General features: G+C 67.0%; 27 protein-coding genes and 1 pseudogene. 18 read left to right on the top strand and 10 right to left on the bottom strand.

Features of this window, described 5'->3' with window-relative positions:
* Positions 1-158: 158 nt before the first annotated feature.
* Entirely contained in the window at positions 159-443 is a 285-nt protein-coding gene (locus BTE28158_RS14150; RefSeq protein WP_239007296.1) for a hypothetical protein, read from the bottom strand.
* Between the two features lie 305 nt (positions 444-748).
* On the opposite strand from BTE28158_RS14150, the gene BTE28158_RS14145 reads away from it, so the two are divergent.
* The 8 genes from BTE28158_RS14145 (at position 749) to BTE28158_RS14110 (ending at position 6,082) form a co-directional block, all read left to right on the top strand.
* Positions 749-1,276 carry a hypothetical protein gene (locus tag BTE28158_RS14145; RefSeq protein ID WP_239007295.1) on the top strand — a complete coding sequence of 176 codons (528 nt, stop codon included), beginning with the start codon at positions 749-751 and terminating at the stop codon, positions 1,274-1,276.
* Positions 1,277-1,348: 72 nt separating this feature from the next.
* Positions 1,349-1,561, top strand: coding sequence for a BON domain-containing protein (locus BTE28158_RS14140; RefSeq protein ID WP_151047989.1), 213 nt, complete (start codon positions 1,349-1,351; stop codon positions 1,559-1,561).
* Between the two features lie 61 nt (positions 1,562-1,622).
* The gene (locus BTE28158_RS14135) at positions 1,623-2,072 is read left to right on the top strand and encodes a CBS domain-containing protein (RefSeq protein ID WP_151047990.1); all 450 of its coding nucleotides are present in this window, start codon (positions 1,623-1,625) and stop codon (positions 2,070-2,072) included.
* A gap of 126 nt (positions 2,073-2,198) precedes the next feature.
* Entirely contained in the window at positions 2,199-2,672 is a 474-nt protein-coding gene (locus tag BTE28158_RS14130) for a hypothetical protein (protein WP_239007294.1), read from the top strand.
* Positions 2,656-2,895 carry a hypothetical protein gene (locus tag BTE28158_RS14125; protein ID WP_151047991.1) on the top strand — a complete coding sequence of 80 codons (240 nt, stop codon included), beginning with the start codon at positions 2,656-2,658 and terminating at the stop codon, positions 2,893-2,895. The genes BTE28158_RS14130 and BTE28158_RS14125 overlap by 17 nt, the downstream gene beginning before the upstream one ends.
* 394 nt (positions 2,896-3,289) lie before the next feature.
* Entirely contained in the window at positions 3,290-3,553 is a 264-nt protein-coding gene (locus BTE28158_RS32490) for a hypothetical protein (RefSeq protein WP_236873007.1), read from the top strand.
* A 79-nt stretch (positions 3,554-3,632) separates the two neighbouring features.
* Positions 3,633-5,009 (top strand): nicotinate phosphoribosyltransferase, encoded by a 1,377-nt coding sequence (locus BTE28158_RS14115; RefSeq protein WP_151048015.1) that lies wholly within the window; start codon positions 3,633-3,635, stop codon positions 5,007-5,009.
* The gene (locus BTE28158_RS14110) at positions 5,006-6,082 is read left to right on the top strand and encodes a hypothetical protein (protein ID WP_151047993.1); all 1,077 of its coding nucleotides are present in this window, start codon (positions 5,006-5,008) and stop codon (positions 6,080-6,082) included. Before BTE28158_RS14115 ends, BTE28158_RS14110 begins: the two co-directional genes overlap by 4 nt.
* Here BTE28158_RS14110 and BTE28158_RS14105 read toward each other — a convergent pair.
* Complete coding sequence (locus BTE28158_RS14105) at positions 6,060-7,046, bottom strand: ribose-phosphate diphosphokinase (RefSeq protein ID WP_174919926.1); 987 nt, start codon at positions 7,044-7,046, stop codon at positions 6,060-6,062. The two genes, BTE28158_RS14110 and BTE28158_RS14105, sit on opposite strands and share 23 nt — an antisense overlap.
* A gap of 44 nt (positions 7,047-7,090) precedes the next feature.
* Between BTE28158_RS14105 and BTE28158_RS14100 the strand changes: the two genes are divergently transcribed.
* The 3 genes and pseudogenes from BTE28158_RS14100 to BTE28158_RS14085 all read left to right on the top strand — a co-directional run bounded on the left by BTE28158_RS14100 (position 7,091) and on the right by BTE28158_RS14085 (position 9,291).
* Entirely contained in the window at positions 7,091-8,050 is a 960-nt protein-coding gene (locus BTE28158_RS14100; RefSeq protein ID WP_151047994.1) for an acetyltransferase, read from the top strand.
* Positions 8,051-8,128: 78 nt separating this feature from the next.
* Positions 8,129-8,673, top strand: a pseudogene (locus tag BTE28158_RS32955) (AAA-associated domain-containing protein).
* 153 nt (positions 8,674-8,826) lie between these two features.
* Positions 8,827-9,291 carry a hypothetical protein gene (locus BTE28158_RS14085; protein ID WP_151047995.1) on the top strand — a complete coding sequence of 155 codons (465 nt, stop codon included), beginning with the start codon at positions 8,827-8,829 and terminating at the stop codon, positions 9,289-9,291.
* A gap of 31 nt (positions 9,292-9,322) precedes the next feature.
* On the opposite strand, the gene BTE28158_RS14080 is transcribed toward BTE28158_RS14085, so the two are convergent.
* Positions 9,323-9,916 carry a rhomboid family intramembrane serine protease gene (locus BTE28158_RS14080; protein WP_151047996.1) on the bottom strand — a complete coding sequence of 198 codons (594 nt, stop codon included), beginning with the start codon at positions 9,914-9,916 and terminating at the stop codon, positions 9,323-9,325.
* A gap of 291 nt (positions 9,917-10,207) precedes the next feature.
* Between BTE28158_RS14080 and BTE28158_RS14075 the strand changes: the two genes are divergently transcribed.
* Positions 10,208-10,657: a CBS domain-containing protein gene (locus tag BTE28158_RS14075; protein WP_059602622.1), complete on the top strand. Its 450-nt coding sequence runs from the start codon at positions 10,208-10,210 to the stop codon at positions 10,655-10,657.
* Positions 10,658-10,718: 61 nt separating this feature from the next.
* Here BTE28158_RS14075 and BTE28158_RS14070 read toward each other — a convergent pair whose 3' ends face one another.
* Together BTE28158_RS14070 and BTE28158_RS14065 are read right to left on the bottom strand one after the other, a co-directional pair.
* On the bottom strand, positions 10,719-12,329 hold the full coding sequence (locus tag BTE28158_RS14070) for a bifunctional aminoglycoside phosphotransferase/ATP-binding protein (protein ID WP_151047997.1): 1,611 nt from the start codon (positions 12,327-12,329) through the stop codon (positions 10,719-10,721).
* 313 nt (positions 12,330-12,642) lie between these two features.
* Positions 12,643-15,027, bottom strand: coding sequence for an HAD-IC family P-type ATPase (locus BTE28158_RS14065; RefSeq protein ID WP_151047998.1), 2,385 nt, complete (start codon positions 15,025-15,027; stop codon positions 12,643-12,645).
* A gap of 263 nt (positions 15,028-15,290) precedes the next feature.
* Here BTE28158_RS14065 and BTE28158_RS14060 point away from each other — a divergent pair, with 263 nt between their 5' ends.
* From BTE28158_RS14060 to BTE28158_RS14045, 4 genes are all read left to right on the top strand, one after another.
* On the top strand, positions 15,291-15,869 hold the full coding sequence (locus tag BTE28158_RS14060; protein WP_254597372.1) for a hypothetical protein: 579 nt from the start codon (positions 15,291-15,293) through the stop codon (positions 15,867-15,869).
* Between the two features lie 202 nt (positions 15,870-16,071).
* Positions 16,072-16,542, top strand: coding sequence for a universal stress protein (locus BTE28158_RS14055; protein ID WP_151047999.1), 471 nt, complete (start codon positions 16,072-16,074; stop codon positions 16,540-16,542).
* Between the two features lie 31 nt (positions 16,543-16,573).
* Entirely contained in the window at positions 16,574-16,849 is a 276-nt protein-coding gene (locus BTE28158_RS14050) for a DUF1488 family protein (RefSeq protein WP_059602631.1), read from the top strand.
* Between the two features lie 177 nt (positions 16,850-17,026).
* Positions 17,027-17,461, top strand: a complete 435-nt coding sequence (locus tag BTE28158_RS14045; RefSeq protein ID WP_151048000.1) for an Hsp20/alpha crystallin family protein — start codon at positions 17,027-17,029, stop codon at positions 17,459-17,461.
* A gap of 104 nt (positions 17,462-17,565) precedes the next feature.
* On the opposite strand, the gene BTE28158_RS14040 is transcribed toward BTE28158_RS14045, so the two are convergent.
* On the bottom strand, positions 17,566-18,231 hold the full coding sequence (locus tag BTE28158_RS14040; RefSeq protein ID WP_124625330.1) for a nitroreductase family protein: 666 nt from the start codon (positions 18,229-18,231) through the stop codon (positions 17,566-17,568).
* A 230-nt stretch (positions 18,232-18,461) separates the two neighbouring features.
* Here BTE28158_RS14040 and BTE28158_RS14035 point away from each other — a divergent pair, with 230 nt between their 5' ends.
* Complete coding sequence (locus BTE28158_RS14035; RefSeq protein ID WP_124901609.1) at positions 18,462-19,112, top strand: BON domain-containing protein; 651 nt, start codon at positions 18,462-18,464, stop codon at positions 19,110-19,112.
* A 48-nt stretch (positions 19,113-19,160) separates the two neighbouring features.
* Positions 19,161-19,400 (top strand): hypothetical protein, encoded by a 240-nt coding sequence (locus BTE28158_RS14030; protein WP_059602642.1) that lies wholly within the window; start codon positions 19,161-19,163, stop codon positions 19,398-19,400.
* Positions 19,401-19,484: 84 nt separating this feature from the next.
* On the opposite strand, the gene BTE28158_RS14025 is transcribed toward BTE28158_RS14030, so the two are convergent.
* The 4 genes from BTE28158_RS14025 to BTE28158_RS14010 form a co-directional block, all read right to left on the bottom strand.
* A complete protein-coding gene (locus BTE28158_RS14025; protein ID WP_151048001.1) occupies positions 19,485-21,242 on the bottom strand; it encodes a SulP family inorganic anion transporter in 1,758 nt (585 codons plus the stop codon).
* A gap of 153 nt (positions 21,243-21,395) precedes the next feature.
* Positions 21,396-21,596 carry a hypothetical protein gene (locus BTE28158_RS14020; RefSeq protein ID WP_226117513.1) on the bottom strand — a complete coding sequence of 67 codons (201 nt, stop codon included), beginning with the start codon at positions 21,594-21,596 and terminating at the stop codon, positions 21,396-21,398.
* A gap of 174 nt (positions 21,597-21,770) precedes the next feature.
* Positions 21,771-22,799 carry an LOG family protein gene (locus BTE28158_RS14015; RefSeq protein WP_151048002.1) on the bottom strand — a complete coding sequence of 343 codons (1,029 nt, stop codon included), beginning with the start codon at positions 22,797-22,799 and terminating at the stop codon, positions 21,771-21,773.
* 22 nt (positions 22,800-22,821) lie between these two features.
* A complete protein-coding gene (locus BTE28158_RS14010; protein ID WP_059602656.1) occupies positions 22,822-23,166 on the bottom strand; it encodes a c-type cytochrome in 345 nt (114 codons plus the stop codon).
* Positions 23,167-23,172 lie beyond the last annotated feature (6 nt).

Genomic DNA, 23,172 nt, shown 5'->3' with positions numbered 1-23,172 from the left:
GTCGCCCGATGCGTGACGGTCGATCACACGACCGGCGATTTGCGAGCCGGTCGCCTCGCGGACGACGATGACGGCCCCATGCCTTGCCCGAACCACGGGATCTCGGCACCGAGCGAGGCGACATACCGTGCCCAGCCTCCCGGGTTGTCGGAGAACAGCTACGCGCATACGGGCTCCGCGAGGGCATCGCGATCGAGCGGCTCGTCGAGCAACAGCTGCGGCCACAGACAGTATGCGTGGAGGATCGCGCGCGTGAATTCACGCACGGTCATGTGCGCGAACACCTGATTCAGCAGTGGAATGTCCGCGAGCATCGGCTGCGCGGCCACCAGCGAATCTAGCGTCCTGTCATCCGGTTCGTATTCGAGCACGCAACTGAGCGTTCGCAGGATGCTGCCCAGGTGCACGAGCAAGGCGCGGCGAGCTTCGGCTTCGTTTGGCATGGGTGGCGTCCGGATTGGCGGAACGGATTGCTCCGCGTGTTTCCTTGAAATCTATGAGCGATGTCGCGCGAGAACGTTGATGGCGGTCAATCACAGCAGTCAGGACCGTTCGGCATATCGGCGACGGTGGCCTCAGCAGCGCGCGTATTGCCAGAGCGGGATTTCACGCCGCACCGGGCGACGGGAAGTTCGACGCGAAGACCGGGCAAGCAATCCGGGGCTGTCCCGCGAGGCGTGCGCATCGGTGTTTCGATGGGCTTGCATCAGACGAATCGGGGAACGTTTCGATCGTTCGCGTCTGCCGGATGACCTGCATCAAGAACGATTGCCCGGCAGGAGCGAATATTGATGTTCTTGCATGTCGACCTCTACATGTGCCGTGCCGTCTGCGTCTTCACGTTCATGATACGGACACCATCATGCCCGCCTTGATTACGAACACGTTGAATCGCCAGATCATTTCCCGTTCCGAAGCATCGGCACCGAGCGTGTCGGCTGCTACGCCTCACCAGCATCACCGGATCGACGCCGATGGCGACCGGCTGCTGAGTCCGCACGAAATCGCGATCCTGATGGTGCTCGCCAGCGAGCCGCGCCGCCAGCAGGGCGACCCCGTCGACCTGCGCTGCCTCGTTGATCGCGGTCTCGTTAGACTGGATGCAGCGTCGCTTGCCGAGGCACCCGCCTGCCTGTCGGCGGACGGGCGCCAGATGGTGTTGCGATTCGCCAGAAGCGATCGCACCAGGCAAGGGCGCAACGTCGACGTCACGACTGCATTTCGCGCGATCGCGGCGGAAACATCGGCCGGGATTGCGCTCCACGCCGCGCGCTGACCTGTATCAATTCCGCGCGGCGCAGCGGGAATTACCGTTGTCTTCATCGATTGCGGACAGGAGTCGATGGCCATGAAAAGCGACAGCGAGCTGAAGAAGGACGTCGAACAGGAACTCGAGTGGGATCCGTCGATCGATGCGGTGCGCATCGGCGTCGAAGTGCACGAACGCATCCTGACGTCGACTGGTCAGATGGGCTCGCTGAGCGAACGGCGGCTTGCCTTCGATGCCGCGTGGTCGGCGCCGGGCGTGCGCGACGTGGTCGATCAACTTACCGTTGCATGAAGGCTCGGGCGGCGGCGGACATCGATCGATGGTCCGCCTTGCCCCGGCCGGGAGAACGAACATGAATGCCGCGATGCTCTGTACCCGCGATGTCGCCATGTGTTCGGCACGCGCAACCGTCGTCGAGGCGGCGGAAATGATGCGCGACGCGCACGCCGGCGATCTGATCGTCGTGCGCGAAGAGGAGGGGCGATGCGTGCCGGTCGGCATGGTGACCGATCGCGACATCGTGCTGACGGTGGTCAGCCCCGATGCGGAGGCCGGTTCGCTGTTCGTCGGTGACATCATGTCGGCGCCCGTCGCGACCGCGAACGTCGACGACGACATCTGGCTGCTCGCGAAGCGGATGCGCCAGCACGGCGTCCGTCGATTGCCGGTCGTCGGCGACGACGGCGAGCTCATCGGCATTGTCTCGCTCGACGATCTGCTGCGCGCGGCCGCGGCGCTGCTCGACGAGTTGCGGCTCGTGGCGGCCCGCCAGCCGTATTTCGAGGAGAAACAGCGTGGCTGATCCGGTCGGTTCCAGCTTCCGTCGCGCTGTGCATGACGCAGCGGCGGTCTCGATGCAGGTGCGACGCGCCCCTCGGACGCGCGCGATCCCATGACACGCGGCCGGCATACCGGCCCGTGCACCCCGATGCGCCGGTGGCTCGGCGCAATCGGTCTCTGCCTGCTGCTGTCGAGCGCGACGACGTGGCTCGGGGCGATCCACGACCATCCGGTGAGCACCGGTGTCTTGACCGGCATGACCGCGCCGGAGTGTGGGCGCGTGAGTGCGCGGCCGGCTGGATCGCTGCTGATGACACCGATTCCCGAATACGACGTCTGCCTGCCGCTGTTCGTTTATCGCGCATCGTATCCGGATGCCGCGAGCGACGTCGCGTCGTACCGCACCTGGATTCTGCAGCAGCGGGTCGGTGAATTCTGGCAATTGTTCGGCTATGTGCTTCTGCTGTGGGCCGCGATCCTGGGCCTCGTTGCCGGCCCGATATGGATCTTCCGGCGGCGGGCCGGATATCGTCATCGCGCCTCGCGGCGTGGCGCGACCGATGATCGAAGCGGCATGCGCTCGCGCGGCAAGCAAGGGGGCAATCATGACGATTTCCGGTGAATTGAACGCGGCGGACTGGACCGTGGCGATCGAAACGGTTGGCGTCGCGACCGGCGGCTATAGCTGCCGTGTCCACGTGATGGTCCGCTCGCCCGACTGCAAGTGCGAGCATGTCTTTCCGCATCACCGGGTATTCGCGACCGAGCGCGAGGCAGCGCTGGAGGGATTGCGCAGCGGAATGACATGGATCGAAATGAAGAAATCGGACACCTTCACGTACTGACGGACGGTGGTGCTCACCGTCATCTGCGCTGTATTCGAACCGGCGAGCACGGCGATACGAACCCTGCGCGCGGCATGACCTGAGACCTGCGAATGCCGCGTCGCCGGCATTCCGCCGGGCCGCGGGCATGCGTTGATCCCGATCAAAGCCGCGCGGCACGGCCTCAATACGATGGATCGCATCTCCGCGAAGAGTGACGACCATGAACAGGCTCAGACGCGCATGCCGCGTGCTCGTGCTGTGCGCGTCGGCGTGCTGCCTTCCGACGCAGCCGGCACATGCCCAGCATGGGCGTCATGTCCCCCGCCAGGAATTTCACCGCAGGGATTTCCACGGGCGGGACTTTCGCCACTTCGCGCCGAGGGAGCGTGCGCGATGGCAGGGCGGTCGATGGGTGCAGGACTGGCACGGCGGGCGTTACGCGTGGTGGTGGATCGTCGACGGCTACTGGTACATCTATCCTGAACCGATGTATCCGTATCCGACCTACATTCCGCCGGCGATCGTCGTTCAGCGGCCGCCACCGACCCCGGCCCGGCTGCCGCCGGCACGCGCGTGGTACTACTGCAACGACCCGCGCGGATACTATCCGTATGTCGCGTCGTGCAATGGCGTGTGGACCGCGGTTCCGTCGACCCCGGGCCCCGCGCCGCAATGACGGAAGCGACGCTTGTCCGCAACGAAGCGGCCGGATACCGGCTGCACGATTGCGCGCGAGCGACGCGGGAGGGCACATGATGAACGGATTCTGGCCGGACGCTGACGTCGACGACGTGCTGCTGGCGGATTGGTATGAACTGACGATGATGCAGGCCGCGTTCGATGCCGGAATGAACGACACGGCCAGCTTCGAGTTCTTCGTGCGGGCGCTGCCCGAGCATCGGGCATTCCTGATGGCGGCGGGACTGGAGCACGTGCTCGACTATCTGGAGGGCCTGTGCTTTACGGCCGCCACCCTCGAGCGACTGGCCGCGACCGGGCGCTTGCGAGCGGAGTTCCTCGCTTCGCTCGCCAGCTTCCGCTTTACGGGCACCGTCGACGCGATGCCGGAAGGCACGGTGTTTTTCGCCGACGAACCGATCCTGCGGATCACGGCGCCGCTTCGCGAGGCGCAGTTCGTCGAGAGCCGCGTGATGAACCTGCTCCATTACGCGACGCTGGTTGCCAGCAAGGCCGCACGCGCCACGCTCGTCGCGCATGGCAGGTTGCTGGTCGACTTCGGCCTGCGGCGCGCGCATGGCGCGGAGGCGGCGATGCTGTCCGCGCGGGCCAGTTACCTTGCAGGATTTTCCGGCACGGCGACCCTGCTCGCCGGCTTGCGTTACGACATTCCCGTCTATGGCACGATGGCGCATTCATACGTCCAGGCGCATGACGACGAAGCGCTTGCGTTCGAGCATTTCGCGCGGTCGCAGCCGGATAACGCGTTGCTGCTGATCGATACGTACGATACGGAGCACGCGGCGCACAAGGTAGTCGAACTGGCGCGGCGGCTTGCGCCCGAGAACGTGCGCATCAAGGGCGTCCGGATCGACAGCGGCGATCTGGCGGCGCACGCGCGCAACGTGCGCGCGATTCTCGACGACGGCGGCCTGACGGACGCGACGATCTTCGCGAGCGGCAATCTCGACGAACACCGGCTGCAGGAACTTGTTCACCAGCATGCGCCGATCGACGGTTTCGGAATCGGCACACAGATGAGTACGTCGGCGGACGCACCGTGCCTCGACTGCGCGTACAAGCTCGTCGAGTATGCGGGCCGGGCGCGCTGCAAACGCTCGGAGGGCAAGGCCACGCTGCCCGGCCGCAAGCAGGTGTTTCGGGAATACGGCCCGGACGGGCGAATCACCGCCGACAGCATCGGACTCGACGGCGAACACATCGACGGAACCCCGCTGTTGCGGCCCGTCATGATCGGAGGGGCGCGACTCGCTGCCCCCACGCTCGGCGAGAGCCGCATTCACGCAATGCGCGAACTGTCCACGCTACCCGATCCGATGCATGCGCTGATGCCCGTCATGCCGCTGCAGCCGGCGATTTCTCCGGCGCTGTCGGCACTCGTCGCGCAGGAGAATGCCAGGTTGGACACGCCCGCTGGGCAGCAAGCGGCATGATCGATGCCCATCTCCCGGCCGGCCGCGCGATCACGCTGAGCGACAAGGTGGCCGCGTTGCGCATGCCCGCAGCCTGGCCAGACGGCACGGGATCGGTCGAGGCCGTGGAGACGCACATGTCATGGGTATTCCTGACGGACCGGTACGCGTGGAAGCTCAAGAAGCCCGTGCGCGCGCCGCAACTCGATTTTCGAACGCTGGCCGCGCGGCATCGCTTCTGTTGCGAGGAGGTGCGTTTGAACCGTCGGCTCGCGGCCGACGTCTATCTCGACGTGGTGCCGCTCGTCGTTGACGCCCGCGGTTGCTTGCATGCGGACGGACCTGGGGAAATCGTCGACTGGCTGGTCAGGATGCGGCGCCTGCCGGCTGCACGCATGCTCGACCGCGTGTTGTCGCGTGGCATGGCTACGGCAGGTGATGCGTGTCGCATCGCGGCTCGCCTGAGCGCGTTCTACCATACCCTGGCACCCGCGCGAATCGACGGTTCGGCTTATCGCGAAGCGCTGCGTTGCACGATCGACACCAATGAACGCGCGTTGTGCAAGCCACTCGCGGGCCAGTCCGCCGATACCGTGCGGACGCTCTGCGCGCGGCAGCGATCGTTGCTCGTCTGTGAAGCCGCGCGCTTCGACCTGCGTGTGCGACAGGGGCATGTCGTCGAAGGGCACGGCGATCTGCGTCCCGAACACGTCTGCATCGACGATCCGGTCGCGATCATCGATTGCCTCGAATTCTGCAGACGACTGAGAGTCCAGGATGCGGCCGACGAGGTCGGCTTTCTAGCGCTCGAATGCGAGCGTCTCGGCGCACCGGGTTTCGCGGACGCGCTCGTCAATGCCTATCGCTCCGCGAGCGGCGATGATGTCGATGACGGATGCGTGAATTTCTACCAGAGCTGCCGGGCCATGACGCGCGCGCGGCTCGCCGCGTGGCACCTGCGCGAGCCCGCATTCAGGGCGACGCCGGTCTGGCGCGATCGCGCGAGCACGTACGTCGCGCTCGCCCGGCGGCACGCCGACGACTGCGAGCTTGCGTGGGTGGCAAGCCATGTCAGCGCCGCAACAGGTCCGTGAGCGAGCCGCCGCGATGGATACGCGCAATCGCCTCGGCAAACAGCGGCGCGCTGTCGAGTATCGCGAGCTTGTCCCTGAGCGGCCCGGCCGGCACGCGCCAGGGCGGCACCGTGTCGGTCACGGCGATGCCGGCGAGCGCGTCGCCGCCGAGCAGGTCGGCCGCGTCTTCAAAGAACATCCCATGCGTCGCGACCGCGTAGACGGATTGCGCGCCGAGCGTGCGGCAATCCTCGGCCGTGCGGGCCAATGTCGTCCCGGTGCCGATCAGGTCGTCGACGATGACGGCGCAACGGCCGGCGACCTCGCCCACGATCGGCTTGGGTGTCACGATGCCGCCGCTGCGCAGCTTGCCGGCGAACGCCGCGTCGACGGGGCGCCCGGTGCGCGCTTCCAGCCGTGCACGGAAATCCTCGGCTCGCCGCACGCCCCCTGCGTCGGGCGATACGACCACGACCGGCCGGTCGCTGGCTTGCCCGGCGAACCATTCGACCAGCATGCCGTTCGCCTCGAGATGCTCCGTCGGGCAGCGAAACGCGTTCTGGAACGCCGCGATGTTGTGGATGTCGATCGTGACGACGCGATCGACGCCCACAGCTTCGAGCAATGTGGCGACATAGCGCGTGGATACCGGGTCGCGCGGCTGGGACCGGCGGTCCTTGCGCGAGTAGCACAGGTAGGGCGTCACCGCGCAAACGCGTGCGGCCGACGCGTCCTTCAACGCGCCGATGAACAGCAGCAACCGGCACAGCTTGTCGTTGACGGAACTGCCTGGCTCGCCGTGCAGCGACTGCACGACGTAGACGTCGTGTCCGCGCACGCTGACAAGCGCACGCGTCTTGTGTTCGCCGTCCTCGAACGGACGTTCCTCGTGCGCGGCGAGCGTGACGCCGAGACGGGCCGCGATTCGTTCACCGAAGGCGCGACACGAGGCGAAGGCAAACAGGCTGAAAGGGAGTCGTTCCATGGCATGGCTACCTCGATTCATGCGGTTATCGGGCGTTGCGAATCATGACGCGCTTTGACGTGTTCAACGGTGATGCGGACGGCATCTGTTCGCTTCAGCAGCTCCGGCTCGAGATGCCGGCCGAGTCGGTGCTCGTGACGGGGCCCAAGCGCGACATCGCGCTGCTCGCGCGCGTGCCGGCCGCCCGAGGCGACATCGTCACCGTCCTGGACGTTTCGCTCGACGCGAACCGCGCGGCACTCGATGCGCTGCTGGCGCGCGGGGTCGACGTCGACTATTTCGATCACCACATTCCCGGCGCCGTGCCCGCTCATCCGCACCTTCGCGCGCATATCGACACGGCGCCGGACACCTGTACGAGCATCATCGTCGATCGGTACCTGGCGGGCCGGCAGCGACTCTGGGCGGTGGTCGGTGCCTATGGCGACAATCTCGTCGGCGTGGCCGGCAAGCTCGCCGCCGCCTGCGGCCTGACGGATGCCGATGCCTACCGTCTGCAGGTGCTTGGCGAATCCGTGAACTACAACGGTTACGGCGATCGCCCGGACGATCTCTTCATGGCACCGCTGGCCGTGTATGCGGCGGTGCGGCAATATGCGAACCCGTTCGAGTTCGCGAGGTCGCCCCTCGCGCGGCGGCTCGACGCCAACCGGCGACGCGATATCGCGCGTGCGGAGCGACAGCGCGCGAACATCGCGCTGCCGGGGGCGGACGTCTATATCCTCCCCGCCACGCGCTGGGCGCGTCGCGTGCGCGGCGTTTTCGCCAATCGGCTCGCGCGTGGCGACGCGGCACGCGCTCACGCGGTGCTGACGTTGTCGGTCTCGGGTGGGTACACCGTCAGCGTTCGCGCGCCCGTCGCCGCGCCGTATGGCGCCGATCGTCTTTGTCGCGCATTTCCGGAGGGCGGTGGCCGGGAAGGGGCGGCCGGCATCAACCGGCTCGCGCCGGAGCGCCTCGACGCGTTCGTCGAGGCGCTCGCGAACGCGTACCCCGCCGCGTGAGCCGACGCAGGCGCGCTCGTCGGTGCGGTACGGCGTAGCCGGAACGGATGTCATCGGGACGCTCCTGAACGGTGGCCGTTGCGCGGCAGGACTCGCTGCAATCGTGGCGCCGCGCATTGCCGGGCGGTTGACGCAGGTCAAGCCTGCCGGCCGCCCCGCCCGGGAACACGAGCCACCATCATCGGCGGGGAGAGGCGTCGTGGAGCACCATGCGGAGGTAGTGCGCGGCGGGCGCTGCTCGGCACGATTGCATCGGCGCTCGCGCTCCGGACCGACGCGCTGTATTCGACGGCGGCCGCGCTCGATCTGCTCGCGTTTGCCGAATGGCGCGACCGGTCCATCCGGCTGAGTGCCGCGGGCCATGTATTCGCGCAAAGCGACGACGATGCCCGGCGGTGTCTGTTTCGCGAGCATGTCGTCCGGTCGTGCCGCTCGCCGAGCATATCGACGAAGTGCTGGGCGAACGCGAAGGGCATCGCGCGCCGCGCGAGCGTTTCGAGCTCGAACTCGAGGATCATCTCGATCCGCGCAGCGCGGACCAGGCGCTGCGGGGCGTGATCGACTGGGGCCGCTACGCGGGATTGCTCGACTACGACGACCATACCCGCACGTTCGGCCGCTGACCGCTCGGGCAGCATGTCGGTCGCGTGCTTGATCGGCATCAAGCGTCTCACGGCCGGGCGTGCGACGCTGGATGAACCGTCGACGCAACCGCGTCGATCCGGCAGACACGCTCCGTAACTCGACGTCAATGACCGTTCACGGGAGGACTGACCATGAACTGGCTTTCCGAATACTTCGCCCAGCGCACGAGCCCGCTCGCGCTTTCGCTCTGGGTCCATCCGCCGCTCGCGCTCGGGCCCGACGGCCCGATCTGTCGGGAGCCTTACCGCCTGCCGTACCCGGGCGTGGAACTCGTTTTCACACCGGCGGAGGCGGTCGAGCGCGGCGGGAAGATCTACACGCTGCCGGCGCGTTATGACTCCAGGGGGCTGCTTGCCGCGCGCAGCACGGCGCATGACGAGGCCACGTCGTTCTTCCACGAGGTGACGATTTTCGCGCCGTCGCAGTTCAATTGCGACTTCGTCGTGACGGTCAACGGCGAATTTTCCTTCGTGCCGTCGTTCTGGCAGGACGGGTCGCCCGGTTTCTCGGGCGTCTGCGCGCCCGCCGCGAGCGGTTGCGCGACCGGCGAGAAAGCCGGTCCACCGTGGCTGTTCCAGGGATATCTCAGCATCTAGAGTGCGTTCCCGCCATCGGCGGGAACCGGCGTCACGCGCGCTCGTCCGCGCGTGTTCGCCAGAAGGCGAGGCACGCGAGCGCGCCGAGCATTCCGCCGAGATGGGCGAAATGCGCGACACCGCTCGTGTCGCCGCTGAGGCCGGACAGCAGTTCGGTCAACGCATAGCCGGTCGCGAAGAGCCATGCGGGCATCGGTACCGGTGGAAACAGCAGCACGACGCGTCGTTTCGGAAACAGCACGGCATAGGCGATCAGCGCGCCGAAAACGCCGGCCGACGCACCGACGGTCGGTGCGTCGCTGGGCGGCAGGGCCCGGATCACCGCGAGCTGCGTGATCGCGCCGGCCAGCACGCTCGCCAGATAGAGCGCGAGAAAGCGCGCGCGCCCGAGCACGCGTTCGACGTCGCGTCCGAACATGTAGAGCCCGAACATGTTGAACGCGATATGGGCGAGGCTGGCATGCAGCACGCTGTAGGTCAGCAACTGCCAGACGTGGAAACCCGGTGCCGCCGGCACGCCCGGTCGTGCCGGCGGCCATAGCGCGAACAGATCGATGAGCACCGGCCAGCCGCTCGCCTCGGCGATGAACACGGCGAAGTTCACCAGAATCAATGCGTAGGTCATGGCGACGGAATCCGCGGGACGGAGGTGGCGTTGCCGGCCAGCGGTGCGGCCGGAATCGAATTTCACGACATACCGCCACGTTATCGGTGGCACGTGCGTGGCCGTTGAGGCAGATCATGGCCGGTCGCCGCCTCGCCGTCCGCGCCGCGTCAGGCCCCGACGGCGAGCGGCAGGTTGACGTGCGTCAAGCCTGCCCGGGGCGCCGCGCTTACCCTGAACTCGGGAAACATGCGTCGCCGCGGGGCGGTGCGCATGCGTATCGTCCATGCAAAGGGCAATGGGAGCCTCATCATGCACATCGGAAGAATCAGTACCCAACCGGTCGAAACGTGCACGGCCGAATGCAGTGCGTTTGAACTGGCCGATCGCATGCGGCACGCGCACGTCGGCGACATCGTCGTGATTGAGTACCGCAATGGCGAAGCCATTCCGATCGGCCTGATTACCGACCGCGACCTGGTGATCGAGGTGATGGCCCGCGGCGACGATCCGGGCGACGTGACGGCCGGCCAGATCATGTCGCGGGGTCTCGTCGTCGTGTCCGACACGGACGAGATCGGCGTCGCGCTCGAGGAGATGCGCCGGTCGGGCATTCGGAGACTGCCGGTCGTCGACGACGCAGGCCGCCTCGTCGGTATCGTGACGCTCGACGATATCGTCGAGCATCTCGCGGGGTTGCTCAGCGGCGTCGTGGAAGTCGGCAAGCTGCAGCAGATCGAGGAGCAGCGTTTCCGCGCGTGACGTTGCGCGGCCGGCGCCCGGCGCGGCCGGGCGGCTTGCCCGAGGCATGCGCCCCGCGCGCTCATGTGCGCAGCGTGGCGAGCAACGGCGCCCAGAACGCGGGGCTTTCGTACGCCGCGGCATCGCAATCGGTGTCGAAACGAATCGCGATCGCGGCTTCGGCTTCGGTGAGCGGGTCGGCATGCCCGATCTGCCGGGCCAGCACGGCGGTGTCGGCATCGGAGGCATCGCGTCCGCGCGCCGCCCGGGCAGCGACGCGCGCGGTGAGCGTTGCCGGACTCGCGGTGAAATCGAGCATTGCGACGCGCACGCCGAGCCGTGCGGCGAGGGCGACGAACGCGGAACGGTTGTGCTGGCGCAGGAACGTCGCGTCGACGATCGCCGTGTAGCCGCTGTCGAGGACCACACGCGCCTCCGAAAGCAGTCTTTCGTAAATCTCGTCGATCGCCGTGTCCGAATAGGCGCCGGGGGACAGGCGGGTGTCGGTCGATGCACCGGCCAGGCGCTTGCGCTCGACGTCGCTGGACAACCTTATGGCGCCGAGTTGCGCGGCCAGCGCCCGGCTGGCCAGCGATTTGCCCGAGCCGGAAACCCCGTGACACAGGAGCAACACCGGTTGCGCTTCGCGTCGCGCATCGGCCATCGCCGACGCAATGCGCAAGTAGCCGGCGCGCGCCGCTTCGTCGCCGCGCAGTCGGGCGGTCAGCGCGCGTACCAGCGCACGGTAGACGAAGTAGCACGGCAGCACGCCCAGAGCCGCATGGTCGCCCGTGCGTGCCAGCCAGCCGGAAAGGAGGCGGTGGGCACAATCCGCGCGTCCGTGAGCGGAGAAATCCATCAGCGCGAACGCAAGATCGCTCGCCACGTCGATCCAGCGCAGCGTGTCGTCGAATTCGATGCAGTCGAACATCAGGATCCGGTTCCGCCAGCATACGATGTTGTCGAGATGCAGGTCCCCATGGCACGCGCGCACGAAGCCGAGCGCATGCCGATCGGCGAGCAGCGGTGCGATGCGGGTCAGTTCGGCTTCGTACCAGGCGCGCAGCGCGGCTTCGTCCGGCACCGTGACGTCGAGCGTGTCGAGCAAGGGTCGGCACTGGGCGGCGACGCTCGCTGCGCTGCCGGCACGGCCGCGTGGCGCACGGCGCGACGCGTGCAGATGATGGCGGGCCAGCGTTTCGGCGAGGGCGTCCGCATCCGCCAGACCGTCGTCGTGCGATGCGCTGCGAACCGACAACATCGCCCGCGCGTCGAACCGGCGCATGCGCACCACGTACTCGCCCGGCACCGTCTGCTGCTGGCGCCGGCGCCGGCGCCCGCCGGTCGGCACCGGTGCAGCGAACGCGCATCGCCGGCCGTGCGAGATGAGCGGCCAGACACCCAGGTACAGCGGGCCGGCGAACGGCCGATTGAGCGTGCACTCCGCGAGCGCGCAGCGGCGCCGCAGTGCGGGCCGCATGAGATCGACGAAGGCGAAGTGCACCGGCTTGATGCGCTTGTACGCGTAGCGCCCGGCCAGATAAACGACGGACAGATGGGTTTCGATCCGCTCGATCCGGCCCGCGGGGTGGGGATAGGTGGCGGGTCGGCGCATTGCGCGATCGAATTGCGTCGACTTTCGTCGTGCATCTCCGCGACTCAGCGCGAACGGAACATGCGGCGATCGGGGCATGATGAACGGGTCGGTTATACGGGGCGCGCGTTCGGGTTGCCGCACCCGCTGGAGTGGGTTCGAAACGAGCATCGGGCATGGCAGGTTCTCGCCAGCTCGATGTCACTGGATCGGGTTGACCGGCCAAGGGTCGCCGATTCGACGCCCTCTATTGCAGCCGACCCACGCATGTTTCGACTTGATGTCCGTCAAGCAGGGCTGACTGGGAGGGCGGGCCGATCGTAGACTGCCACGCTTGCCGTGTGACATCGCCGCGCCGTGCAGACGGCAAGGCGGGCGGCCCGGCACGCGGTCCGGGCATGCGGCTGGCATGCTAGCCGATGTTCAGTCCACGGCCGGCAAGAACCTTCAGTTGATCCACGACGAGCGCGAATCCCGATGCCGCCACGGCGACGCCGACGATCCACTGTAGCGGGAGCGCGCTCACCAGGGTGCCGGACAGGGCGAGCGCACAGACGATCGCGACGTCGACGACGGAAGAAGTGAGCAGCCAGAGGCTCGGCATCGAACTCCAGAGATGCCTGCGCGACCGGAGCACGTAGATCATCGCTTGATTGCCGAACGCAATCGCCAGGAAACCTAGCGTCAGGATGGACGAGGGCGCCAGATGGCCCTCGAATGCGCCGAAGGCAATCACGCAAGCCGAAAACGCGAGCTTGCCAAAACCGAAGAGCGTTGCGACAAGAACGATGCGGGGCATGTTCCAGCGCTGCGGGACTTGCGCAGGCTCCGCGCGATCGGTGGTCAGCGACATCGTCAGAAAGTCGTTCGTGACCAGCAGGATGATCATGATCATCGGCGTGATCAATGGTCGGTGCAAGGCGACGAGGCCGTACGTCAACAACAATACGATCTCGATCTTTTTGACGAGCATGTTCAACGTATAGGTGAGCAACCGCCGGGACGCCATCCTCCCTTCGCTGACGGCCGCGACGACTCCAGACAGTCCGGGTTCCGTGAGCACGATCGCCGCGGCGGCCTTCGCCGCATCGCTGGCGTTCGACACGGCTATGCCCACTTGGGCCTGGCGCAATGCGGGCGCATCGTTGACGCCGTCGCCGCACATGCCGACCACGTGACCGGCTCCCTGCAGTTCCTGGACGAGGCGGTACTTGTCCTCGGGCATCACGCGCGCGAATACGTCGAACCGCGACAGCTTCGCTCGATCGAAACCGTCGACGCCCGGGTACGGCGTCGGCCGCAGACCGATGTCGTGCGCGACGGCGGCGGCCGTCGCGGCCGAGTCGCCCGTCACCATGACGGTGCGCACGCCCAGCGCGCGGAGCGACTCGATCAGCGTCGCGGCGTCCGCGCGCGGCGGATCGCTGAGTGCGATGAGTCCGACCAGGCTGCGTCGGCCGCCCGCCGCCTCCACACCGACCGCGATGATGCGCTGTCCGTCGCGCGCGAACGCGTCTGATTTCGTGCGCACGTCGGAACTGCACACCATGATCCGTTCGAGCGCCTGCAACGCGCCCTTTACGACGCGCATCGGTTCTCCGTCGGTGTTTTGCACGAAGGCTTGCGACATCTTCGTGTCGGGGTCGAACGGCACGCGGCGAACCGTTCGGTCCGGACGCGGTTCGCCGCCTCGCATGGCCACCGCGCGAAGGATCGCGGCATCGAGCGGATCGTCTCCGGCCGGTTCGCAAGTGAGTGCCGCGAGGTCCAACAGCTGTTCCGGTGTGTAACCGGGCTGAGGCGCGACTTCGGTGACTTCCGCCGCGTTCCGTGTGAGCGTGCCGGTCTTGTCGGAGCAAAGCACGTCCATGGCCGCGGCCTCGTGAACGGCCGACAGGCGTGTCGGCAACGCACCGCGCCGACTGAGCGAAAGTGCGCTGAGCGCGGCGGACAGGGTAAAGGTCGCGGGCAGCGCCACCGGGACGGTCGCGAGCAGCATCGTGAGCGCGAGGCGGAGCAACTCGCCGGAGGAGAAACCAAGGTGACGGGCATAGCCGAGCGCGACGAGCGCGATGGTGCCGTTGATCATCCCCAGATTCCTGACCGCCGCCAGCACCGCATGCTGTTCGGCGCTCGGAGCATGGGCTATGCGCACCAGTTCGACGGTTCGACCGAAATAGGTCCGCGTGCCCGTTGCCGTGACGATGCCGAGCGCACGACCGCGCTTCACGATCGAACCTGCGTGGACCGTCGATCCGGCGGGGGCGTCCATCAGCGTCGATTCGCCTGTCAACATCGACTGGTCAACGGTCGCGAAGCCGTTCATCACGCGCACGTCTGCCGGGACAACCGCCCCGATCGGCAGCTCGATGACATCGTCCGGTACGAGATCGGCGGCCGGAACGCGGATCCAGCGGCCGTCGCGACGGACCCGGGACGTCGGTTCGAGCTGCTTGCGCAGCACCGATAGCGCGGCTGCCGCACGCTGCTCCTGTATCAGGGACAGTACGACGTTGAATGCGAGCAGAACGATGACCACCGCTGCTTCCATATCCGCACCGATAACGAGCTGGAGGACGATCGAGGCTTCGAGCAACCACGGTACCGGCGCCCAGAGTTTGGACAGGAGCATTCGACCGAACGAAGGCGTCGTTTCCCTGACCGCATTCGCGCCGAATTCGGCCTTGCGCGAGCGTACTTCTGCGCTCGACAGGCCGGGCGGTGCCGCGAGTTCCGGCGAGGAGTGCGCCGTCTGGCGCGCCGGTTCCGCAGGAGCCGTGTTGACGGGAGCTGACATTGTGAAGTAACCGGATGGATAGCGGCACATGGACGCGAGTGACGAGGGCGGCGCGCCTGGGCCGCGAGTGGTGTTCTCGTTGCTTGCCTGTAATGACGCTACCGCACGCCGATTCGTCGGCGTTGACGCTGGTCAACGGCATCGATGCAGCGTGCGCCGCTTTCTCCGACGCTGCACCGGCGCGGTCGGCATCGGCGCACCGCCGCTCGCTGCACAGGCGCGATTGACACACATCAACCGCGTTCGGCGGAGTGGCAATACAGTTGAATTCAGCGCTTGCGCAATGGTGGTGCGTGACTGCATGCGAAATGCCGCATGCCAGTCGCGATGCGGTCGGCTTGATGCCGAGCGCGATCATGCCGTTCCGTTGCGAGCGGAACTCACGGCCTCGCGAGGCATTGGCGATGAAACGACGGATGTTGATGGTTGGCGTGCTGCTTGCGCTGGATGCGTGTGCAGGACCGGACCGGCTCGCGACCTTCAGGTCGACGGAGACGCAACTACTTGCGATGCGTCAGGCCGCATCGCTGCAGTGTTCGACCCCGTCCGAATGCGACCGCGCGTGGAGCCGCACGCGGCGCTACGTCCAGGATCATTCGTCAACCCGAATCACGCAATTCAGTGCGGACCGGATCGAAACGGCGCAACCGTATCTGGCTGGAGAAGTCTATCTGTGGGCATCACGCGCGGAATCGGGCGGCGGCTCGGTGATCCGGCTCAAGGCGATGTGCAAGGGCATGTATGACAGCAACGGCGGCCCGGGATGGCAATACGATGTGTGCGCCAGGAAAATCCTTCAAATCGAGCAAGACTTCCGGTCAGACGAGAAACCGCCGGGCTAGCGACAGATTCCGTCAGCCGTCGGCAATGCGGCGTCTCGCCTCTCGGTCGGCCGGATGCCGGCCAACGGCGCCCGTTTCTTCTCGTGCCGGTTTCGCCGCGGCTCCAAACCGTTGACCTCGGTCAACGCCTGCTTGCGGCGAGCACCGATGATGGAAGCGAATCCGGACGCCGCCCGCGCGTCGCTTCATCAGCGAGGTTCGCATGTACACGAATATCATGGTCGCCACGGACGGTAGTCCTTCGGCGAATCAGGCGCTCGACGAAGGCCTCAGGATGGCCAGGTTATGCGGCGCCCGCCTGTTTGCCGTGTTCGTCGTCGACAAATCCACGCTGTTCGCCTACGGCGGCCGCATGGAGCCGGAAGCCTTGCTCGACGAGATCCGGCGCCATGGCGCCGCGATCTTGCGAGACGCCGACCGGACGATCTCGCGCGCGGCAGTCAACGGCGAGACGGAAATCATCGAGACCGATCTGGGGCAGGACGTCGCGGAGCGCCTGCAGCGCTACGTCGTCGATCGTTCGATCGATCTGGCCGTGGTCGGCACGCACGGTCGACGCGGTGTCCGGCGGCTGGTGCTCGGCAGCGTCGCCGAACGCTTCCTTCGCGCATCGAGTTGCGCGGTCATGCTCGTGCGCGGCGGGGACACCTCACACGCCACGGTCGCGGCCTAGGGCCAGTGCGCCACCTGTGCAGGTGATCATCATGCAGATATCGTTTCCTTCCGAACATCCGACGTATTGCGACCTCGATTCCGCGCTGAGCTTTCCGGCGCTCGTCGAAGGTCGCCGCGTGCGCTGCGCGATCACCTCGGCCGCGCTGGAAGACCACTTCCGCGCGGCGTCGCCTCGCGAGCAGGATCTCGTCGAGGCCTTTGCGCGACATCGTCCCGCCATCGAGCGCACTGCCCGCTGGCTGCTCGAGGAAATCGGCGGACGGCCGATCCTGCTCCACAGCGGCCATTTCCGGTTCTGTACGTAATCGGCCGCCACCCTTGACGCGCATCAAGCGCGTGCCGGGGCGTGCGGGTACGCTGGATTTCGAAAGATCATTCGTCCCATGCGCGGCATGTGGTGTCGCGCCATCCGATCTTCATTGCGGCCGATGCTGTCGGGACGAAAGCGCCGGTCGCATGTCACCGTATGAGGAGTACGAACCATGAGCAACATGACGCGTTACGATCCGTTTTCGATGGAACCCGTGTCCGATCTGTTCCAGGGGCTGTTCAGGCCGCTACGCGGCATGGCACTGGCAGACGAGCCCGATCTTGCGTCGATGAAGATCGACGTCTCCGAAAACGACAAGGCGTATACGGTCAACGCGGAACTGCCCGGCGTCGCAAAGGACGACATCGACGTCCAGGTGACGGGAAATACCGTATCGGTCAACGCGAAGATCGAGCGCAACACCGAACAGAAGAACGGCGAACGCGTGATCCGGCGCGAGCGCTACAGCGGTGCGATCAGCCGCACGTTCTCGCTGCCCGGCGACATCGATGACGCCAGCGCGACGGCGACGTATCAGGATGGCGTGCTGTCGCTGACGCTGCCGAAGAAGGCGCAGGTCGGGCAGAAGAAACTCACGATCAGCTGATCGGACGACGGGCAACGGGCGATGCAGGCACGCATCGCCCATCGGGAGAACCCGGCGCGCGGAGCGATCCGCGCGCTGTTTCGTTGGAACGCAAGCATTTGCCCTCACGCATGCGATGGCGTACTGCCGGGCCGATAGCCGACCGTCTGCGCGAGGATCGGCAGCTCGTCCTCGTTCAGCCGCAGCGCGTCGGCGAGCGTGCGGTGATTGATCCAGCCGCGCACGACCGTTCCGAGGCCGGCCGCCGCGCAATACAGCGAGACGTTCTGTGCGATGGCGCCGGCCGCGATCGCCGAGAACACGTCGCGTTGCTGCGGCGGCATGTCGAGTATCGCGCCCGTCCGGACGACGTAGACGAGATCCAGCGGCGCGCGGCCGACGAAGTCCTGATAGCCCGTGAGGTTGCGCGCATCGACCGCGTGTTTCAGCACCAGCCGATGCGCGGGCGCATCGTAGCGATAGACGCCGTACGGCAGCGCGACATAGATGTCGATTTCATTGAATGCGTGCGCGGACGGCGCGGTACGACCGCCGCTCGCCGGGCGGTTGATGCCGTCCGCTGCCCACAGCATCGTGCCGAGCGTCATCGGCGGGAGCGGTGTGGAGGCGAATTCGCGGGTGCTCATTCGGGTCGCGAGCGCCGCCATCAGCGGCACGTCGTTGTCGAGCATCGGGCGCGGCAGATCGACGATCGCCGGCGAGTCGCCCTCGGGCGACGCCGGCTGCATCACGGGCGCCGGCGAATAGGTCAACAGCTGCTGTTCGGTCATTCGAGTCTCCTTGAAGCGTGATTGCGCGTGCCTGGAACGGCGCGCATCGGCGATTTCACGATAAGACGGCCGGGCCGTAGCGGCTTGACTTCCGTCAAGTGGCGCACCGGCCGGCCGCGATGTGCGGCGCGCGGCATCCGTTGACCTGTATCAGCGATCGGGCGCCGCACGTGTGCAAATCTGGCTAGGTGCGGCGGACAGGCACGCCGCGGCTCACAGGAGAGCAGACGATGAAAACCGACAAGCAGTTGAAGCAGGATGTCGAGGACGAACTGGAGTCCGACCCGTCGATCGATTCGACACGCATTGGCGTCGAGGTGACCGACCGGATCGTGACGCTTTCGGGGCACCCGCCGAGCTACGCGGAGAAACTGGCGATCGAGCGCGCGGCGAACCGCGTGGCCGGTGTCAAGGCGCTCGTCGTCGACATGACCGTGCATCTGCCGGACGACGACGTGCGTACCGACGAGGACATCGCGAAAGCGGTGCGCTCGGTGCTGCACTGGACGGTCGGTCTGCATGACGATGCGGTCAAGGTGCAGGTCGAACGCGGCTGGATCACGTTGTCCGGCAGGGTCGACTGGGCGTACCAGAGCCACCTGGCCGTGCGCACGATCTCGCAGATGCGCAGCGTGACGGGCGTGACCGACCACATCGCGGTACAGGGGACGGTCGGTGCGGACGACATCGGCGGGAACATCAAGCGCGCGATCATGCGTCATGCGGAGCGCGAGGCGAAGCACATCGCCATCGACGTGCACGACGGCACCGTGCGGCTGTCCGGCAAGGTCGGCTCGTTTTCCGAGCGCAAGGCCGTGCGCGGTGCCGCGTGGTCGGCGCGCGGCGTGCGCGCCGTCGTCGATGATCTGGTGGTCGAGTAAATCCCGCTGGCGGATGTGCGATTCGCGGCGGGCCAGGAGGGCGGTCGGATGACACTTTCGGGTGAACTTCACGAAGCGGACTGGTCGGTCGCGATCGAGACGGTCGCGGCCGAATCCGGCGGCTTCCGTTGCCGGATCCACGTCACGCTCAAATCGCCGGACGGCGCTTGCGAGCGAACGTTCTCGCAAAGCAGGACGCATGCAACCGAGCGCGAAGCCGCGATCGACGCGCTGCGAGCCGGGATGACGTGGATCGAGATGAAGAAGTCGAACACCTTCACGCTCTGAACCGGTGGGCGGGGCAGGTCGACGAAGGCGGTCGGTCCCGTCGCGCGATGCGGCGATCGCCACATCGATTCGCGCCGCAGTCGTCTAGCGCGTCTTGTGCGAGACGCGCCGGCGCTGCGCGCGCTTTCTCTTGCACCCACGCGTATGTCGCTCCGGCCGTCGAACATGCCTGGCAACCGCATCGGTCACGGTCGGAAAGAAGCTGGCCGCACCGAACACGTCGAACAGGCCGTAGGCGCGCAGGCGGTCCTTCACCGGCCCCTTCATCTCCGCGAAATTCATCGCGATGCCGCGTTCCCCGAGTTCCGCGTGCAGTGCCACGAGCCGATCCGCGGCGCTGACGTCGATGTCGGTGACGGGCTCGGCGGCGACCACGATTCGCGTGACCGGACCCGCCGCTCGCGCGATCGCCGTGAGCAGATGTTCGCAGAAGATCTCGACGTTCGCATAGAAGAGCGGCGCATCCCAGCGAAACAGCACGAGCCCGGGCGTTTGCACCGCGTCCGGATGCCGCGCGACGTCGTGATAGCCGCGCACGCCCGTCAGCCGGCCCAGCACCGCGTCGTACGGATGCCAGGCCCGCCAGACGAACGACAGCAGCGACAGCGCGCTGGCGAGCAGGATGCCGGGTACGACGCCCATGCCGATCACGCCGGCGAAACAGAGCATCGAAATCAGACATTCGCCACGGCGCATCCGGTATAGCCGCACGACGCTGCGCACGTCGGCGATGCCGAACGCCGCATAGATCACGACAGCGGCCAGCGCCGTGCGCGGGACGAACGTGAGCAGCATCGGCGCGGCAACGAGCAGAATCGCGATGCACGCGGCCGCGACGACATTCGTGACCTGGCTTTGCGCGCCCGCGGCGATCGCGACCGGTGTGCGGGACGCGCTGCTGCTGACCGCGCAGCCCTGTGTCACGCCGGCGAGCAGATTGGCCGCGCCCAGTGCGATCAGTTCCTGGTTGCGGTCCGGCGCGTCGCCTGCCCGTGCGGAAAGCGCGCGCGACAGCATGCTGATGTCGGCGAATGACACCAGTGCGACGGCGATCGCGCCGGACGCAAGTGCGCCCACGTCGGCAAGCGAGACGGCCGGCAGGTGCGGGGTGGGCATGCCGGCCGGCAAAGCGCCGACCGTGGCGACGCCGTGCAACGACGGCAGGCGAGCGGCGAGCGTTGCCGCCAGCACGGCGATCAATATGCCGGGCCAGCGCGGCGTCACGCGTTTGATCAGGATGATGGTCGCCAGCACCGCGACGCCGAGCAAACCGGCAGCGGTGGAAAAACGACCGTCGACGAAGGCATGCACGATGTGCGGCACGCTGGAAAACACGTCGCTGCCCGACACCGGCATGCTGAACAGTTCGGGCAGCCGCCCGACCACGAGTGCGATGGCGATGCCGTTGAGGTAACCGTACTGGATCGGGCGCGACAGCAGATCGGTGACGAAGCCGAGACCGAGCGCGCCGAGCAGGATGCAGATCGCGCCGGCCGAGAGCGCCAGCGCGCCGGAAAGCGCGATCGCGCGCTGCGGATCATGGGCGGCAAGCGGGACGATGGCACCCGCGATCAGCGCCGCCAGCGCGGAATCCGGGCCGAGAACGAGAATCCGGCTCGGGCCGAGCAGCGCATAGGCGAGCAATGCAGCAATCGACGCATAGAGGCCCGTGATGGCGGGCAGCCCGGCTGCCTGCGCGTAGCTCATGCCGACCGGCACCAGGACGGCCGAAAGCGCGATCCCCGCGTACAGGTCGCGCGAAAGCCACGCACGACGATAGTGCGCGAGCAGCGCTACACCCGGGAGCATGCGGGTGATCCGTCCGGATAACGCGCGGTTCATCGCGGAAAGGTCGGGACGAAAGGGGTGCCTTGCCCCGACAGCCAGACGTTCATCGGAATGTGGCCGCCCCCGAATAGACGCGTGAAACCGCGCAGCAACAGGGGCCGTCGCAGCAGCGACGGAGGCCGAGGCACGACGCCACGACGCCGCGCATCACGCCACCTTGAGCGTGGAAAGCTGCAGCGCCTGGGCGAAGCGGGCCAGTGTGGCGATCGATCCCGTCACGCTTTCGTACCGCTCGCGCCCGATCTGCCCGTCGAGTATCACGAGCATGCCGGCGTCTCGAGCGAGCGCGACGAGTGCCACCGTGTCGAGCGCGGCTGTGTCGGACGTGTCAGATGTGGCGGCCCGCATCTCCGAATCGGAACGATAGTCGGCGTGTGACATGACGTCTCTCCCAGGTTGTTGTGCGATCGGTGTGCCGGTCGGCCGGTATCCGTAGTTTCAGTATCGTTGCCGCGCACCCCCGATTCAATCAGCCGGCCCTGAAGTCGCGGTAGGAAACACGCCCGCGTCGTCGGCGGATTCCTACACTGCGCGGGGCTTCGCAGACGCCTTGCAGCGTGCCGGCGCGCGTTCCCGACGCCGCGCATACCAGCTTCCGATCGCGTGCCAGATCGCCGCGGCGGATTCGCAATACGTGAACAGTTCCAGATCGCGGCGGTCGATCATCCCTTCGTCCGCGAGAAACGCCAGGTCGACCGCGCGGCGCCAGTACGCCTCGCCGACGAGGACGACCGGCAGCGGCGCGATCTTGCGCGTCTGCAGCAGGGTCAGCACCTCGAACAGCTCGTCGAACGTGCCATAGCCGCCAGGGAAGAAGACGGCCGCTTTCGCGCGCTCGAGCAGGTGCAGCTTGCGGATCGCGAAATAGTGAAACCGGAAGCAGAGATCCGGCGTGATGTACGGATTCGGCGCCTGCTCGCGCGGCAGCTCGATATTGAAGCCGATGCTCGGGGCGCCGCGCTCGTAGGCGCCGCGGTTGGCGGCTTCCATGATGCCGGGGCCGCCGCCGGTGACGATGGCCAGCCGCGCGGTGCGCGTGCACCGGTCGGCATGGGCGACGATGCGCCCGAACTCGCGCGCGACGCGGTAATACACGCCGTATTCGACGAGCCGGCTGGCGATCGCGACGGCGCGCCGCCGGCTCGGGTCGTGCGGACGCTCCGCGAGCAGGCGATTCGCTTCGTCCAGCCGCGCGTTGGCGACCGACGGCGCGACGATACGCGTGCTGCCATAAATCACGACCGCATGGCCGATCCGCTCGTTCTGCAGGCGCTCCTCGGCTTTCCAGTAATCGAATTGCAGCCGGATACCGCGCATGCCGGAGCCTTCCAGAACGGTCGCATCGTCGTTGGCCCGGGTGCGGTTCGGGATTTTGGCGGTGCGCCGCGCGCGGCGTGAGATGCGCTGGATGCCATCCATGCGGACGATGGCATCGGGCCTCGTGCGTAGCCGTTTGCCAGGCGCCTTCGCGATGGTCGCTACGGGGGCGGGACGGCGGCGTGCGTTGCCTTTTGCCATGCCGGCCGGAGCGCGTTTGACGGTGGTCGACATCAACGGAAGCGCCGTGCGACGGTCACTGGCTCAGCACCCATTGCACGAGCCGGTGCGCGTCGTCGGCAGACAGCGGCCCGCCGCGATCGATGGCCGACGGCATCGGCGTGTCGCCCCAATGCATACGACCGCCGACGCGCAGCTTGCTCTCCAGCTCCGCGGCGGCGTGCGGATCGTCGCGGTACCGCTCGGCGATCTCGTGAAACGACGGCCCGAGGAACGTCATGTCCTGCGTATGACAGAACATGCAGTGCTGCGCGTTGACGAGCTCGGTCGGCTCGGGCACGGTCGTCTGCGCGGCGGCCATGCCGGCCATGCCCGTTGTCACGGCGATCGCGCAGAGGGCGGCGCAACGCATGATGCTCATGTTCGT

Origin of the sequence: Burkholderia diffusa, assembly GCF_902499115.1 — a bacterium.
GTDB lineage: Bacteria > Pseudomonadota > Gammaproteobacteria > Burkholderiales > Burkholderiaceae > Burkholderia > Burkholderia diffusa.
The sequence above is the reverse complement of the archived record's forward strand: the minus strand, read 5'-3'. Positions and strand labels throughout refer to the sequence as shown.

Coding starts and splice junctions, on each gene's coding strand:
- BTE28158_RS14150 (WP_239007296.1), bottom strand. CDS start 443: ATGCCAAACGAAGCCGAAGCTCGCCGCGCCTTGCTCGTGCACCTGGGC.
- BTE28158_RS14145 (WP_239007295.1), top strand. CDS start 749: ATGACCTGCATCAAGAACGATTGCCCGGCAGGAGCGAATATTGATGTT.
- BTE28158_RS14140 (WP_151047989.1), top strand. CDS start 1,349: ATGAAAAGCGACAGCGAGCTGAAGAAGGACGTCGAACAGGAACTCGAG.
- BTE28158_RS14135 (WP_151047990.1), top strand. CDS start 1,623: ATGAATGCCGCGATGCTCTGTACCCGCGATGTCGCCATGTGTTCGGCA.
- BTE28158_RS14130 (WP_239007294.1), top strand. CDS start 2,199: ATGCGCCGGTGGCTCGGCGCAATCGGTCTCTGCCTGCTGCTGTCGAGC.
- BTE28158_RS14125 (WP_151047991.1), top strand. CDS start 2,656: ATGACGATTTCCGGTGAATTGAACGCGGCGGACTGGACCGTGGCGATC.
- BTE28158_RS14115 (WP_151048015.1), top strand. CDS start 3,633: ATGAACGGATTCTGGCCGGACGCTGACGTCGACGACGTGCTGCTGGCG.
- BTE28158_RS14110 (WP_151047993.1), top strand. CDS start 5,006: ATGATCGATGCCCATCTCCCGGCCGGCCGCGCGATCACGCTGAGCGAC.
- BTE28158_RS14105 (WP_174919926.1), bottom strand. CDS start 7,046: ATGGAACGACTCCCTTTCAGCCTGTTTGCCTTCGCCTCGTGTCGCGCC.
- BTE28158_RS14100 (WP_151047994.1), top strand. CDS start 7,091: ATGACGCGCTTTGACGTGTTCAACGGTGATGCGGACGGCATCTGTTCG.
- BTE28158_RS14085 (WP_151047995.1), top strand. CDS start 8,827: ATGAACTGGCTTTCCGAATACTTCGCCCAGCGCACGAGCCCGCTCGCG.
- BTE28158_RS14080 (WP_151047996.1), bottom strand. CDS start 9,916: ATGACCTACGCATTGATTCTGGTGAACTTCGCCGTGTTCATCGCCGAG.
- BTE28158_RS14075 (WP_059602622.1), top strand. CDS start 10,208: ATGCACATCGGAAGAATCAGTACCCAACCGGTCGAAACGTGCACGGCC.
- BTE28158_RS14070 (WP_151047997.1), bottom strand. CDS start 12,329: ATGCCCCGATCGCCGCATGTTCCGTTCGCGCTGAGTCGCGGAGATGCA.
- BTE28158_RS14065 (WP_151047998.1), bottom strand. CDS start 15,027: ATGTCAGCTCCCGTCAACACGGCTCCTGCGGAACCGGCGCGCCAGACG.
- BTE28158_RS14055 (WP_151047999.1), top strand. CDS start 16,072: ATGTACACGAATATCATGGTCGCCACGGACGGTAGTCCTTCGGCGAAT.
- BTE28158_RS14050 (WP_059602631.1), top strand. CDS start 16,574: ATGCAGATATCGTTTCCTTCCGAACATCCGACGTATTGCGACCTCGAT.
- BTE28158_RS14045 (WP_151048000.1), top strand. CDS start 17,027: ATGAGCAACATGACGCGTTACGATCCGTTTTCGATGGAACCCGTGTCC.
- BTE28158_RS14040 (WP_124625330.1), bottom strand. CDS start 18,231: ATGACCGAACAGCAGCTGTTGACCTATTCGCCGGCGCCCGTGATGCAG.
- BTE28158_RS14035 (WP_124901609.1), top strand. CDS start 18,462: ATGAAAACCGACAAGCAGTTGAAGCAGGATGTCGAGGACGAACTGGAG.
- BTE28158_RS14030 (WP_059602642.1), top strand. CDS start 19,161: ATGACACTTTCGGGTGAACTTCACGAAGCGGACTGGTCGGTCGCGATC.
- BTE28158_RS14025 (WP_151048001.1), bottom strand. CDS start 21,242: ATGAACCGCGCGTTATCCGGACGGATCACCCGCATGCTCCCGGGTGTA.
- BTE28158_RS14020 (WP_226117513.1), bottom strand. CDS start 21,596: ATGCGGGCCGCCACATCTGACACGTCCGACACAGCCGCGCTCGACACG.
- BTE28158_RS14015 (WP_151048002.1), bottom strand. CDS start 22,799: ATGTCGACCACCGTCAAACGCGCTCCGGCCGGCATGGCAAAAGGCAAC.
- BTE28158_RS14010 (WP_059602656.1), bottom strand. CDS start 23,166: ATGAGCATCATGCGTTGCGCCGCCCTCTGCGCGATCGCCGTGACAACG.